Source organism: Actinokineospora lacus (assembly GCF_053813445.1).
Genome location: NZ_JBQERA010000004.1, coordinates 520004 through 534463, shown reverse-complemented (window position 1 = coordinate 534463; position 14460 = coordinate 520004). Strand labels below are relative to the sequence as shown.

Below are 14460 nucleotides of genomic sequence, written 5' to 3'. Positions count from 1 at the left end.
CGGGACCACTCGTGAACCTCCCTCCGCCCACTTCGTTCTGGCAGCGGCTGACGTCCCGGCGCCGTCCCGGCCCGACCGCCCCGCTGCCCCGCCCGATCGTTGACCCGAGGACGCCGGTGACGGTGCTCATCGCCGCTGCCGAGGCCCGCGCCGCCGAGGAGGTCGGCGCGCATGTCTTCGACAGTTGGTCCTTCGGCCACCCCGGTGACGAGCTCTCGGCCCACCACGACCCCGGCTACGTCGCCGCCCTGCGCGAGATGTGCGAGGGCGCGGTGCAGTCGGCCCGCGAACGTCACGCGATCACCGAGAGCCGCGTGCACCACCTGCGCGAGCAGAGCGCCGAGGCGAACCGCTTCATGGCCGCGGCCCGGTCCATGATGGACCGTCTGGCAGTGCGCGACGCACGGGCGCGCGAGCCGGTGGACGAGCACCCCCCTGTCGGCGACCCGCCCGAGGGCGCCACCGAAGACATCGCCGACGACGACCCGGTGTGGGAAGGCGAGACCACAGTCCTGGGCATCGGCTGGCGAGTAGCCATCATGGTGGGCCTGGTCGCCGCCCTCACCGGCGTGCACTACCTGTTCTTCAGCCGGGTCGCGGGCGCGGGGACCAGCCCGACCGCGGTGTGGGTGGTGTGCGCGGCCATGGCGGTGTTCCTCGTTGTCGGTCCGCACGTCACCGCCTTGATGCTGCGGGCACGGCAGGCGACCGGGACCGAACGGCGGCTCGCCTGGGTCGTCGGCGTCACCGGGACCGCGTGGACCGGTGTCGTCGTCGTGCTGGGCATCGCCTGCGCCGCGGTGCTGCGGGAGGAGCGCGAGCGGCTGGAGCGGCTGGACCTGGTGCCCATCACGGTGGTGCTCATGTTCATCGGCGGGTTGGTCGTGGCGGGTGCGGTCGCGTTCATGCTCGGCCTGAGCAGGCGCCACCCGTACCAGGAGGCCTACGCCCGGCACCGGGCCAGACGCGACCGGGTGGAGGGCGTGCGCCGCCAAGTGGTTGACCAGGTCGACCCCGAGCACGTCGAGGCCGACGACGAGGAGACGGCGCTCGACGCCCTCACCAGGGCCATCCGGGCGGGTTACGCCTCCGCCGAGGAGTCCTACTTCGCCGCCCTCGCCAGAGCCGCCGGTGACGCGAGCTTCACCGAGGCGGTCCTGCACCGCCGCGGTCTGCGCCGCGGGGTGCGACCGTGAGCGCCGGGCTGCGGGTCGGCCGCACCCTGTACCCGGTCACCGCTCTCGGTCCGGGCAGACGCCTGGGCGTGTGGGTGCAGGGGTGCACCTTGTCCTGCCCCGGCTGCATGTCCCGCGATACCTGGGACCCCCGTAGCGGCCAGGACACACCGGTCGCCGACCTGCTGGACCTCTGGCGCGCCGCGCTCGACGCGGGAGCGGACGGCCTCACCGTCAGCGGCGGCGAGCCGCTGCAGCAACCACTTGCCCTCCGCGCGTTCCTCGACGCCTCTGCCGAGGTTCGCGCTGGGCGGGAAGCCGACATCCTGGTCTACACCGGATACGAGGAGTCCGAACTGGACAGGCTCCAGCTGCGCGCCGTCGCGGCGGCGGACGTGCTGGTGACCGGACGCTACGACGTCACCAAGCCCACGAAGCGGATCTGGCGGGGCTCGGCCAACCAGGCCATGGTCCCGCGCACGGACCTCGGCAGACGCCGATACGCGCAATACCTGGAGTACGAACCCGAGAACCCACCGCTGCAACTGGGCGACCGTCCGGGTGGCGTGTGGATTATCGGCACTCCGCGCCGGGGCACGTTGTCCGGACTGGAAAGCGGACTGCGGGCGCTGGGAATGGGAGTCGACGATGTCACTTGGCGGCCCTGATCTGTGCCTTGGCCCGCACTGGACGGCATGACGCCGAGTTCGACTTGGAATTCGTTCACACCCAACGGCCGGGCCCGGTGCGGGAGGCGCACCGGGCCCGGGGTTGTCAGGCGCGGGTTCAGGGGTGGTGGTCTTGGTGGTGCTGGAGGGCTCGGCGGAGGAGTTCGTCGTGGAGGATTCGGGTTGCTCGGCGGTGGGTGGCGACGTCCCAGGGGTGGTGGGAGGTGCAGGCGGTCGTGTGGGTGTGCATGGGTCCTTGTTTCTGACGGGTGGTTTAGGCAGGAAAAGGGGTCCCGTGGTTTAGTCCTCGGTTGGGGTGGTTTAGTCGGTGTCTTTTGTCCGGTTCGACGGCCGGTTGGCTAGTTATTGGTGCTGGTATCGAAGCTGGTTTATAGTTTTCGGCTGGTTGTGCGACGTAATTTCGACGGCAGGGCGGTAACGGATTCCGCCACGTGGTCCGGATAGCTGGAGTTGGTTCCCGGGGCTTCTCCCCGGTTTTCCGGCTGGATTTTCGCGGCCATTCCTGCGCGTCACGGGAGCGAACGATGAGCGGTGTGCCGACTGTTTCCCGAGTCACCGGCGATGTCCGGGCCCTCGCGGGGCGGGGGGTGTTGGCCGAGGTTGCTGGTGCGGCGGAGGGGGAGGAGCTCAAGCGGTTGCGGGCGGCCGTCTATGGGATCGCCTACCCCGTGGTGTTCAAGTTGTTGACGCGGAGGTTGGAGTTCAAGCGCGGGCATGCCGCTTGCGCGTCGTCCATCCAGCGCATGGAGGCCGACTGCCTGGATCGGTTCCACGACGACACTGAGGCCGTCGTGGAGGAAGTCCTGCGCAACGCCAAGGTGCCGATCCGCAACATGGAGGCCTGGATCGGCACGCGGTTGACCGCGGCCACTGTCAACGGGTACCGGCGCAGGCGGGGGGAGCGTGGCGCGTTGCAGCGCCCCCGGGTGTCCAAGTGGTTGGGCCGTGAGCTGCAGGAGGATCCAGTACTGCTGGATCTCGCCGTCGAGGTGTTGGACTTCGTCGGCGGCGATGTCACGGTGGGTCCCGAAGGGTGGCCGGTGGATCGGTGGGTCGCGCGCAGGATGGCCGCTGACGGGGGTGACCCCGACGCCGTCCTGCGTGCGGTGCGTGTGAACCTTGCGCGGGTGCTGGCCGCGATGCGCACTAAGCCAGCCTGGTATGAGTCCTACGTAGAGCGTCCGATGGGGTTCAAGCGCCTAACCGCCATCCCGCTGCCCCGACTCTCCGTTGAGTCCTCTGAGGACACGCTCGCGGTCGGCACGGGACAGTGGGACGACCCCAACGCGTGGATGCTGGAGCGGGCGTCGATCGCGGTGGACCGGATCGAGGCGGGTATCGCTGCCGGTGGGGATCCCGGGGCCGTGGTCGTTGAGGTCGTCCGCGCACTCTTCGCCGAGGGGACGGGCAGCGAGCACCTGCACGAGACCCCGCACCACCCCGACGCCGCGGACCGGGCCGCCCACGCGCTCGCCGACGCCGAGGTCGTGCGCGCCGTCCTCGCCGCGATCACCACCTGACCCCGGCCACCTGTCTGCTTTCACCTCCGCTCCTCGACGGACGGCGTCCCCGTCCGTCAGGTAGCGGGGGCACGGTCGTGACGAACGAGGAGGACCCGATGGCCGACGACGCCGCGGCTGTGGTCGGACGGTGCCGGGACACCCTGCACCGGGCGGCCAACGGCGGGCCCGCGCCACAGGACGTGCGGGACTTCCTCGCCGACCTCGACCGACTCCCGCCGGACCACCCGCAACGGCCCCGGCTGGCCGTCACCATGGTTGTCACCCTGATCGACAGCGGACGCATGGCGCCACTGGATCTCATGCTCCACCTGGGCGCCCTGCTGGACCACGCCGACAGCGGCCCTGTCCCGTTCCCGAAGTGGCCGGAGATCAGGGTCTGGACCCGCGCGCAGCAGATCATGTACGCCGCGACCACCGACCCGGCCATAGATGTTCCGACCGCGCAGAGGACCCTTTCCGGCCTCGCCGAGGCCGCGCACGGCATGGACTCCACGGTTTCGCAGCTCATCAACCTGACCCGGCAGATCCTCGTGCTGCGCTCGACGGCGCCGACGCGGGGTACGGTGTCGGACGCGATCTCCCACATGACCGGACTTGCAGAGCAGATCGACAACCCCACCACGGCTGAGGTCGTCCGCCGGTTCGCCGCGCGGTTCGGTGACGCGTTGGCCGCCGACCGGGTCGGGGACCATACGGAGTCCCTGCAGGCCGTAAAGGATGCGATGGGGGTCACCGGAGGCTCCCTCATCGACGTGTCCGGCAGCGACACCGTGCTGGCCGCGCTGGCCGACATCGAGCTGGTTCACCGCGGCCAGTCCGGCGGGCCGGACCCCGACCCTGGCCTGATCGCCGAACTCACCAAGCGGGCCGACGACACCGACGCACCCCTCTCGCGGCGGATCTATGCCCAGGCGCAGGTCACCCTGGTGTGCCTGGAGCGCGGCGAATGGGGCCGCGGGCAGCTCGACAACGCCATCAGACGGCTGCGGGACCTGCTCTTGGGGGTTGCCGACAGCCAGACGGGGGTGCTCGGCCTCTTCATGTTGGCGTCGGCGTTGGCGCGACGCGCTGAGGACACCGGCGACGGGCTCAGCGAGGCCGAACAGGCGCTGGTGCGTGCGGTGGAGCTGATGGACGGCTCGGACCACCAGCTGTGGCACGAGACGGAGAAGCTGCTCTCGCGGGTCAGGGGTCTGCTCGGGTCCCGGCGGCCGTCGGGCCTCGACGGTCTGCGCCGCCTCGCCCAGGTGGCGCTGGTGGAAGTGGCGGGTGGCGCCAGACAGGTCATCCAGGATGTCGCCGCCCATGCTGCCGGGACGGCTCGCCACCACGGTGAGGCGGGCAAGCTCACCGAAGCCTTCCAGACACTGGAAAGCGGTCGGGGACTGCTGATCTTCGCTGAGACCGCTATGCGTGACATCCCCGCGGCCCTCCGTGAGGCGGGTCGCGCCGACCTGGCCAGCCGATGGGATGGCGATGACCCGGACCTGCGCAAGACGGTCGTGGACGCCCTGCTCACCCACGACCGCGCCACCCGTGGTCTCCTCGACCCGCCGACGCCCGCGGAGGCGCGCGCCGCGCTCGGGAAGGTTGGGGCTGCCGCTCTGGTGTACCTGGTTCCCGGCGACGACGCGCACCCTGGCTACGCGGTCATCGTCCCGGCCCAAGGCACTTGCGCCTATCTTCGACTGCCTCACCTCGCGGTCGGAGAGGGCACTGAGGCCCACCGGTACATCGCGTCCCCAGGCGACCGCGTCTGCGACTGGGCGTGGCGCGCCGCGATCGGTCCGGTGCTCGAACGTCTCTCCCTCGACCAGCCGCCCAGGATCGTGCTGGTCCCCGTGGGCGACCTCGCCCGCATCGCCTGGCAGGCCGCCCGACGCGGCGACGGGACCCATGCCGTCCACCTGGCTGCGTTTTCCCAGGTCGCGTCCGCCCGGCTGTTCTGCACCGCAGCCGGCCGGCCCCAGGTCGCGCTGGGTGGAACCGGACTCGTCGTCAGCGACCCGGACACCGGAGCCTGCGAGCCGCTCACTGTGGCCAGGCTGGAGGCTCACGCCGTCCGCCGCGCGTTCTACCCGGGCGCCCGCTACGTCGGCCGCAAGCCGGACGGCTCACCCAGCCGGTCCGGCCGCGGGACGCCGACCGAGGTGGCCGATTGGTTGGGCGATACCAACCCACACGCCGGAACCACGCTGCACCTGGCCTGCCACAACTCTTTCGATGCCGAGACGGGTGCCAGAGCGCTCGTCCTCGCCCCCGACGACAGCCCGTCCACGGGCAGGTTCCGGGCCGACCAGATCGTCCGGTCGATGGCCCAGACACCGCAGCGTGCGGTGGGTTTGGTCGTCCTGGCGGCTGGCGACACCGTCAGCGCAGCCGGCTACGACGAGGTCCGCAGTCTGAGTACGGCGTTCCTCGCCGGTGGCGCCCACAACGTCATCTCGACGATGTGGACAGCGCCGGATGATGGGACACCGGCATTTGTCCACATGTTTCACCGTTTCCTGCGGGTCCACAGGATGCCGCCGTGGCAGGCGCTGCGGGCCGCGCAGATGTGGATGCTCGACCCTGCCCGAGAGACCCCCGCCGACCTGCCCGGCGAGATTCGCACGGGCCCCGTCCCGGTCGCCGCTTGGGCCGGATTCACACACAGCGGTCAGTGAAACGGCAGGAAGGAAGAGTCAAGTGTCCACAACAGACGAGCAGATTGCCCGATTGCGCGCCGGGATGGCCGGAACGACCGGTGCGGACCGCGTCCCCGCGCTCGCCGAGCTAGGGACGGCGCTGATGACCAAGGCGACGACCCAACCCGCCGGTTCGCCTGCGGTCCTCGCCTTCCTCGACGAGGGCGTCGAGGTGTTCGACGAGATGGTTGATCTCCTCGCCCCCGATGACCCGTCGCTTCCCACTGCCTTGTGCACAGCTGGTTTCAGCCGATTCTTCCGCTATCAGTGCGGCGGGGATGACAAGGACCGCGACGCCGCTGTCACCCTCATCGAGCGCGGTCGCGGTGGTCCCGGCGTCTCCACCGCGATCGCTGCCCAGGCCCGTCTCGTGCTCGGCATGCTCTACTTCGCCAGAGGGGCGGGGCCGTTGGATCGGCTGGCCGGGCCGTCGGCGTTGCAGATCTTCCACCGCGGCGCCGGGACGGCCGCCGACCTCGACCGGGCCGAGCGCCTGCTGCGCGAGGTGGCCGCCGACGCCGCTGTGGTCGGGCCTGGGTTCGCGGCTCAGGCCGGGCTGATGGTCGACATGTTCGATGTGGTCCGCGCGATCGGCGCGGGCGGCTTCCCGGACGCGGCGACGATGATGAAGGCGATGTCGCTGGCGCAGAGGATGCAGACTCACAAGACCGACCTCGGGACCAATCCGATGATGCTCTCCCCCGAGGGCATGCGATCCATAGTGGAGGGAAGCCCGCTGCTCCAGGTTCCCGCCGTGATCGAGGACATTGCCGTCGTTGAGGGCGGAAACGCGCCGGAGTCCAAGGCCCAGTCCTTACTGGCAGTTGCGGCGCCCGAGCCTGTCGCGTCCCCGACTGCCGTGCAGTTGCGGCGCGAGGTGCGGGAGCGGCTCGGGCTGGCCCCGGGGATGCCGGTCTGGGACGCGGCGGCGGCCCTGCTGCTGCCCGACACCGCCTTGCCCGAGACCGCGGCTGTGGACGACTCCGTGGCGCTGGCCGTCGTGCTGCATGAGGTCGGGCGGGACGGGTCCGACGCGGAGGTCGCCGTTGACACCTTCCTGCTCGCGGTCGCGCTGCACCTGCGGGAGCGGGTCGAGGGGGACGGTGTCGACCGGCGGGCGGGTGCCGAGGCGTTGCTGGACTCGGCCGGGAAGGTCTCAGCCGACCACCCGGCCGCGCCCGTGATCCTGTGCTCCCTTGCCGCCTTCCTCGACCCGGATCACCCGGTCACCGGTCTGCGCGGGATCGCAGCCGGGCTGGTCGCACGCTTCGACGCTGTTCTGGCGTCGGATGCGGGTCTCGACCCGGATCAGCGGGCGGTGCTGCGGGCGTTGCGCGCCCTCTGCCGGACGGCGTGGGCGGCGGAGGAGTTCGAGAAGGCGCGCACCCGGGTGCCGGACGGCCATCCGTACGCGCGGGTGCTGCGTTCGGCCAGTCCGGTCGTGGGTGGAGGCCACCCGGTTGTCCGTGGTGCGATCCGGCACAGTGGAAGGCGATGATATATCCGTGGCCAGTGCTCTAGTCGGTCGCACCGACCAGGTGACGTTCCTGCGCGGGAAGTTGCGCGAGGCCACAGAGGGGCAGCCCTCGGCGGTCGTGCTCGCCGGTGAGCCGGGGGTCGGCAAGACCCGCCTGGTCGCGGAGTTCACCGAGGCCGCCCGGGCTTCGGGGGCGGTCGTGCTCGCGGGTGGGTGCGTCGGACTGGTTGGCGGCTCCATGCCCTACGAGCCGCTCGTGCGGGCGTTGGTGTCGCTGGTGCGGCGGGTGGGCCACGAGCGCGCCCGCGGGCTGGCCGGGCCCGCCTGGAGGAACCTGGAGGGGCTGATCTCCGACTTCACCGGGGTCGGGGAGCAGGCGCCCGCCGGGCCGGGGGCGCAGACGAAGGTGTTCGGCGCGCTGGCGCAGATGCTGGACAACCTCGGCGGGGGACAGCCCTTGCTGCTGGTGTTCGAGGACATGCACTGGGCCGACACCGCCACGCTCGACCTGTTCGCGCACCTGGTCGGCACCATGACTGACCAGCGCCTCATGCTGGTGTGCACCCACCGGTCGGTGCTGCCCTACCGGCACGCCCTGCGGCAGCGGCTGCGTGAGCCCTCGATCGCGCGCCGGGTGGACCGGATCGACCTCAAACCGTTCGAGCACTGGGAGTTCCGGCTCTTCGTCAATGCCTTGACCGACGGTGCCATCGCCCCTGAGCTCGCCGACCGCTACTACGCGCTGTCGGAGGGGAACCCCTACTACGCCGAGCAACTGGTCGCCGCCGGACCGATCGCGGCGCTGCCGGACTCATTGGGCGACCTCATGCGCGACCGGATCACCCACCTCGGCGAGGACGCCGCGCGGGTGGTGCGGGCAGCCGCGGTGGCCGGGCGCACGGTCGCCGTGCGGTTCCTTGCCCGGGTCGTCGCCTTGGACGAGGACGCCCTCGACGCGGCCCTCACCGAGTGCATCGAGCACGGGGTCCTGTTGGAAGACCAGGAGGAAGAGTCCTACACCTTCGAGCACGCGTTACTGCGCGAGACGGTGTACAGCGGTGTCCGCCCTCTCACCCGCAAGCGATTGCACGCCACGTTGGCCGCGGCGCTCGCCGAGGATGTGGCGTCCGACCCGAAGCTGCTGCCCGAGCTGGCCTACCACTGGGCCGCGGCGGAAAGCGTTCCCGACGCGCTGCGGGCGTCGGTGGCCGCGGGCGACCTGGCCTACCGGGTCCGGGCGTTCGCCGAGGCGGAGACGCAGTACCGCAGGGCACTGGACCTGTGGGACCGGGTGCCTGACGCGGAGGTGGTCGTCGGCGCGGGCAAGGTCACCGTACTGACCAGGGCCGCCGACGCCGCGCGCTGGGCGGGCCACCTGCCCGCCGCGGCCGCGCTGGCCGAGGAGGCCGTCGGGGCTGTCGCCAACGGGGACCCGGTCGTGTCGGGCAGCCTGTACGAGCGGCTGGCCTGCTACCTGTGGGAGGCGGGCGAGGACGCTCGCTCCGCCCAGGCGTACCGGGACGCGCGGCGGGTGCTGAAGGGGACAGAGCCCAGCGAGACGCTGTCGCGGGTTTACTCGGCGTTGGCCACGATTGAGGTCAGCGAGGGCCGGGCCGCTGAAGGGCTGACGCTGGCCCGCCGCGCCGCCGAGATCGCCGAGGCGGCGGACTCGTCGGCCGCGGGCGGTCGGGCGCGGAACAGCCTTGGGGTGGCGCTGTGCGGGCTGGGGAAGGTGGACGACGGGGTGGCGGCCCTCTGCGACGCCGTCCGCACCGCGACCGAGGTGGACCACCTGGAGGACTTCCTGCGGGCGCGGGTGAACCTGGGCGCGTGCCTGTACCGGGCGGGCCGGGTCGCCGAGGCGGCCGAGGAGTTCCTCGCCGCGTTCGAGACGACCCGGCGGCTGGGGTTGCAGGGGACGCGGGAGGCCAGCCTGTCTGCCAACAACGCCTGCGCCACCCTGATCTACGTCGGGCGCTGGGCACAGGCGTCCACGCTGATCGAGGAGATCCTGCTGTACTACCCGTCGGCCGAGACGGTGATGCAGCAGCTCACCAAGGTCGAGCTTGACATGGCCCGGGGCGATCTCGACGCGGCCGGGCGGGCGTTGAAGGCCCTCCGAGCCCACACCAACCTGCACACGCGGTTCGTCAGCCCGCTCTACCGGCTCAGCGCCGAGCTGGCGGCGGGCCGCGGCGACCTCGGCGACGCGCTGGACACAATTGCCAACGGCCTCGCGGCGGTCAAGGGTTCCGACGACCCGTTCTACGTGCTGAACCTGTGCGAGTTCGGCCTCCGGGCGGCCGCCGACGCCGCCGCCCTGCCGGACTCGCCGTGGGCCCAGGGAGACCTGGTCCACGACATGGCCTGGCGGGCCGAAGCCGCGGGCAGACAGGGCCAAGGCGACCCCGAGGTCGCGGCCCTGGCAGCCTCCTGCGCGGCCGAGGACGCCCGCAGGCTCGGCGTCGACTCGGTCGCCACCTGGGCCTCGCTCGCGGCGGTGTGGGCGGACCTGGGCAGGCCGTACTCCCGGGCGTACGCCCTGCTGCGGGAGGCGTGGGCCGCTCTGCGGGCGGACGACCGGACCCACGCGCTGGCCGTCGCGACGGAGGCCGCGGAGATCGCCGAAAGGCTGGGCGCGCGGCCCCTGTCGGCGGAGATCGCGACGTTCGTCGACGGGGTGACGCTGAAGGAGACGCCCGCCAAGGCCCCGTCGTCCCGGTACGGGTTGACCCTGCGCGAACTCCAAGTGCTCGACCTCGCGGACCGCGGCCTGACGTCCAAGGAGATCGCCAAGGCTCTCGGCATCGCGCGGGGGACCGTCAGTGCCCACCGCCAGAACTCGATTTCCAAGACCGAGTCGGCCAACACGATCGAGGCGGTGGGCAAGGCCCGCGCTGCGGGCCTGATCCCACTGGCCGACTGACCCCTTTCCCGTCCGCCCGGCTCGTCCGGGTGTTCGGGATGCCCGAAAACAGGAGGAGACATGGCGCGCAAAGCGCTGTTGATCGGAGCCCAGACCCTCGGTCTCAAGGGCGTGGCCAACGACATCACGGCGATGCGGACGGTCCTGGGGACCGCCGGGTTCGACTGCGACCCCAGGGAGGGCGCCGACGCGACCCGCGACGGCATCCTTGACGCCTACGAACAGCTCATCGGGGGCGCCGGACCCGACGACGCGGTCGTCGTCTACTACAGCGGCCACGGCGGGTACGCCCCGGACCCGGAGGTGGCTCAGGGCACGCCCAGCGCGAACACCCACCAGTTCCTGGTGCCCACCGACTACACCGAGTCCAGCGACGGCGACATGCGGGTGGTCACCTCGTTCGAGCTGTCCCTGCTGCAGGCCCGCCTCATCGAGCGGACCCGCAACGTCACGGTCGTGCTCGACTGCTGCCACTCGGCCCACATGTCCCGCGACCCGGACCGCACACCGCGCTCGCTGAGCCGGGAGGTGTCCTATCAGGAGATCCGATCCTATGTGGACTCAATGCGGCGGAGCAGTCCGGATCTCGGACTGCTGAACGTGAAGGGCAACCCACACGCGGTCCGGCTTGTCGCCTGCGCCCCGGAGCAGCTCGCCTATGAGGAGCCCTACCAGGGCAGGACCATGGGGCGGTTCACGAAAGCCCTGGTGTCGGCGTTGGAGGAGGCGGCCGCCGTCGGTGGGACGGTGTCGTGGGCGACGGTCCTCGACCGGGTGCGCAACCTGGTGACCGAAGTGTGGGCAGGGCAGCGCCCGGAGGCCGAGGGCCCCACCACGCGACTGCTCTTCGACACCGTGGAGACCGACCCGGTCGCGACGTTCCCGGTCACGGTCGACCGAGGCCGCGCCCGGCTCCCCGGCGCGGTCCTGCTGGGGGTGCGCCGCGGCGACGAGTTCACCGTGATGCCTGACGACAGCGCCGAGCCCGACAGCGCCCGCGCGGTCGGGACCGTCGCCGTCGAGAGCGTTGACGCCCAGGCCGCCCATGGCGCCTTCACGCCCCGCAAGCCCGGGGCGGTGGTCCCGTTGGGGGCGCGGGCCCATCTGACGAAGGCGTCGTTGGCGCCGGTGGTCGTGCACGTCCCCGACGCCGCCGAGGCGACCGCCCTGGTGGACGGGGTGCTGCGCAGCCCCTACCTGCGGCTGGCCGAGCTGGGGGAGCGCGCGGAGATCGGGGTCGGGTTCGAGGCCGACGGGGTCGTCATTACCGACGAGGTCGGTCCGTTGGGGGTCGGCCGCACCTCCGAGACGGTGAGGGTGCTCGACGACCTCACGCGTATCGCCAAAGCGCGCATCCTTCGTCGGATGACCGGCGAGGAGGGGCTGGCTTTGCCGACCGAGCCGACTGTCGAGTTCGCCACCGTCGGCTCCGGTCCGCCGGTCCCAGTGCCGCTGTCCGGCGGGTTCATTCACTCCGGGCAGTCGATCCTGCTGACCGTGCGCAACCCGGGCGACCACCCGGTCTACGTCTCCCTGGTCGACATTGGGGTCTCGGCCCAGATCGGCGTGCTGAACCCGTACAGCCCCAGCGGCGTGTACATCGCGCCCGGCGGGCAGTACGTGTTCGGCGGCAACGACACGACCGCCCAGGTGACCGGGCTGCCGGTGCGCTGGCCGGAGTCCGTGCCCACCGGACGTCCGCGGGTGGAGACCGTGCTGGTCGTGGCCAGTGACCGGCCGACCGACACCAATGTGCTGACCCAGGCCGGCCTGAAGGTCCGGTCGGGCCTGTCCCATCTGGAGCGCTGCCTCCACCAGATCGGTTCGGGGGGCAGTCGCGAGATCGTCGCCGAGTCGGCCCGTCCGACCCGCTACTCGGTCCGCGCGGTCGACTTCACCCTGGTCCCCGAGCCGGCGGTCCAGGACGGCCTGGCGGCCTTCCAGGTGGACACCCGACCCCGGCAGGCCGAGATCAATTGGGCGGACCCCGGCGACGGCGAGACTCGGATCGAGGTGCGCGTCAGCGACCTGCTGACCCTGCACAACCGGGCGTCCCGCCACACCGCCGTCCGCGTCGACACCCTGGTCGTCGTCGACGACGCGGGCGTGGCCGAGGCGCGCACGGTCTGGCTCACCGACGTGGTGGACGGCACCCGCCTCCCCTTGGGCGACCTGCCGGTGTTCGAGGGGACTGTGCGCGACCGATTGGACATCGCGGTCTGGGTGTCCCCGGCCGACCAGGACCGCTGCCCCCTGGCGGACTTCCTGCGCGACACCGAGCCCGCCACCACCGGCCGGTGGTCGTCCTCCCTGGTCGACGCCGCCGAGGACTTCCTGCGCGGGGTGAGCGGCGAGACCGCGGGCCTGTACCGGACGACCCTGCTCGCCGCTGAACGCTTCGGCGTCGACCGCCCCCCTGTGGAGACCGGCGTCCGCGCCGAGGACTTCGCCTTCCGTTGCACCGTCCGGGAGAGCCCGGCGTAGTCCGTCAAGGGATTGGTAGCGGAACCCCGCAGCCGACCGTGGAAGGGAAAACCGAAATGAGCACCAAGCGCCTCATCATCGGCAGCCAGTCGTGGGACATCCCTGAGGCCGGGGCGGACGACCTCCTCAAGGACCTCACCGCGGCCCTCACCGGCGGCCCCGTCCGCTTCTCCCTGATCGACTCCCAGGGCCGTCCGGTCACCGTCTTCTGCAACGGCACTCTCACGGTCACCGCCGTCGTTGACAACGGCGGCGACCCCAAGCCGGTCGACATCGCCCGCTAGTTCGTGCGCTGAGAGATCCCGCCATCCTGTACCGGGGTGGCGGGATCTCTCGAGGGTGCGGCGGTCCACATGGCGACGAGTCCTCGGGGGTGGTGAGGAGACGCAGGACTCCGGGTCGGTCGAAGGTGACCCGCCCGACCCGTCCACAACGTCGTGGTGATCAGGCGGCCGACCAGGCACAGCACTGTCTCGGCTGGGTTGAAGGTCGCCGGGCTGGTGTCCAAGACGAGGGCCACGTTCGGCGGCGGGGCGTCCGAGACGGTCTCCCGTAGCCGGTGAGCAGTTCGCGGCGGGCCATGCGCAGCGCGAAGACCTCCTGGGGGAGGGCGATCTGGCTGGGCAGCAACGCGCTGACACCCGCCCTGGCGGCTTGATGCCGCCGATTCCCGAGGCCGCCGTCCTGGCCGGGGTGCTGACCCGGTCACGGATCTCGGTGTCGGCGACGCTGCCGGTGAACCAGGACCGTTGTGCCACCGTGATCCTGGGTAGCGCGAGCACCCTGTCGCGCAGGCGCGACGCAGATCGGGTCGCGTGGCGGCCGCCGCCTGTCCGGGGATGAGCAGATCCGCAGACCCGCGTGGACGCTGTGGGCGGGGCCGTGCCACGGGTCGACGCCGAAGCCGCCCCTGAGGTCGTGACCGGACTGCTCCGCCATCGGTCTCCGTCGGGTACGGTCCCTGGCAGCAGGTCCACCGACTGGGCTGGCGGGGCAACCATGCACTGAGGGCTGCCCCGCGCCCGTCTGCGGCAGATCACCGGGTAGGTGCCGCGCAGCTGTGTCGGTGTGCTTCCGGCTGTGGCCGCTGCCGCAAGCAGCTTGGTCACGACGAGGGATCGGCCTGGTTGCGCGGTGCGATGTCGGGCCAAGATGGTCCTAGCCGAAGATGCCCCTCAGCAACTGGGTAAACGTGCGCTCGTCCTCGCTCACAGGCGTTGAGGAAGCTGCCGGGTGCCCCTGCTCCTCGGCCATGTGCCGTAGGAAGTTGTCCAACGGCTTGCCGGTCCGCAGGTGTGCGTCATAGGCCTCCAGCCACACCCTGCCCTTCAACGCCACCAGGTACAGGGTGTTATCCGGAACCCAACGGCTGGGCCGGTAGTGGCAGATCTTCGTCGCCAGGTCCTTGCCGCCGAGCACGTGCATGGACGCGCAGGGCTTGTTCAGCGTCTCCCCCCGGAAGTCCCTCAGCGGCACGGGGTCGACCACGAGCATTTCCG

Annotated in this window: 9 protein-coding genes; 8 read left to right on the top strand and 1 reads right to left on the bottom strand. The window is 71.3% G+C overall.

The window, feature by feature from the left end:
• Positions 1-11 precede the first annotated feature (11 nt).
• The 8 genes from ACTG9Q_RS13270 to ACTG9Q_RS13235 all read left to right on the top strand — a co-directional run bounded on the left by ACTG9Q_RS13270 (position 12) and on the right by ACTG9Q_RS13235 (position 13245).
• Positions 12-1196: a hypothetical protein gene (locus ACTG9Q_RS13270; protein WP_455573031.1), complete on the top strand. Its 1185-nt coding sequence runs from the start codon at positions 12-14 to the stop codon at positions 1194-1196.
• Positions 1193-1843 carry a 4Fe-4S single cluster domain-containing protein gene (locus tag ACTG9Q_RS13265; protein WP_455573030.1) on the top strand — a complete coding sequence of 217 codons (651 nt, stop codon included), beginning with the start codon at positions 1193-1195 and terminating at the stop codon, positions 1841-1843. The genes ACTG9Q_RS13270 and ACTG9Q_RS13265 overlap by 4 nt, the downstream gene beginning before the upstream one ends.
• A gap of 545 nt (positions 1844-2388) precedes the next feature.
• Positions 2389-3384: a hypothetical protein gene (locus ACTG9Q_RS13260; protein ID WP_455573029.1), complete on the top strand. Its 996-nt coding sequence runs from the start codon at positions 2389-2391 to the stop codon at positions 3382-3384.
• Positions 3385-3482: 98 nt separating this feature from the next.
• Positions 3483-6053, top strand: coding sequence for a CHAT domain-containing protein (locus ACTG9Q_RS13255; protein WP_455573028.1), 2571 nt, complete (start codon positions 3483-3485; stop codon positions 6051-6053).
• A 193-nt stretch (positions 6054-6246) separates the two neighbouring features.
• Entirely contained in the window at positions 6247-7572 is a 1326-nt protein-coding gene (locus ACTG9Q_RS13250) for a hypothetical protein (RefSeq protein ID WP_455573027.1), read from the top strand.
• Positions 7573-7579: 7 nt separating this feature from the next.
• The gene (locus ACTG9Q_RS13245; protein WP_455573026.1) at positions 7580-10477 is read left to right on the top strand and encodes a helix-turn-helix transcriptional regulator; all 2898 of its coding nucleotides are present in this window, start codon (positions 7580-7582) and stop codon (positions 10475-10477) included.
• A gap of 60 nt (positions 10478-10537) precedes the next feature.
• Positions 10538-12961 carry a caspase family protein gene (locus tag ACTG9Q_RS13240; protein WP_455573025.1) on the top strand — a complete coding sequence of 808 codons (2424 nt, stop codon included), beginning with the start codon at positions 10538-10540 and terminating at the stop codon, positions 12959-12961.
• A 56-nt stretch (positions 12962-13017) separates the two neighbouring features.
• Positions 13018-13245, top strand: coding sequence for a hypothetical protein (locus tag ACTG9Q_RS13235; protein ID WP_455573024.1), 228 nt, complete (start codon positions 13018-13020; stop codon positions 13243-13245).
• A gap of 874 nt (positions 13246-14119) precedes the next feature.
• On the opposite strand, the gene ACTG9Q_RS13230 is transcribed toward ACTG9Q_RS13235, so the two are convergent.
• Positions 14120-14455: a hypothetical protein gene (locus tag ACTG9Q_RS13230; protein ID WP_455573023.1), complete on the bottom strand. Its 336-nt coding sequence runs from the start codon at positions 14453-14455 to the stop codon at positions 14120-14122.
• Positions 14456-14460 lie beyond the last annotated feature (5 nt).

Excerpts from the sequence above, each read along its gene's own strand:
- ACTG9Q_RS13260 (WP_455573029.1), top strand. The coding sequence starts at position 2,389 with ATGAGCGGTGTGCCGACTGTTTCCCGAGTCACCGGCGATGTCCGGGCC.
- ACTG9Q_RS13255 (WP_455573028.1), top strand. The coding sequence starts at position 3,483 with ATGGCCGACGACGCCGCGGCTGTGGTCGGACGGTGCCGGGACACCCTG.
- ACTG9Q_RS13240 (WP_455573025.1), top strand. The coding sequence starts at position 10,538 with ATGGCGCGCAAAGCGCTGTTGATCGGAGCCCAGACCCTCGGTCTCAAG.
- ACTG9Q_RS13235 (WP_455573024.1), top strand. The coding sequence starts at position 13,018 with ATGAGCACCAAGCGCCTCATCATCGGCAGCCAGTCGTGGGACATCCCT.
- ACTG9Q_RS13230 (WP_455573023.1), bottom strand. The coding sequence starts at position 14,455 with ATGCTCGTGGTCGACCCCGTGCCGCTGAGGGACTTCCGGGGGGAGACG.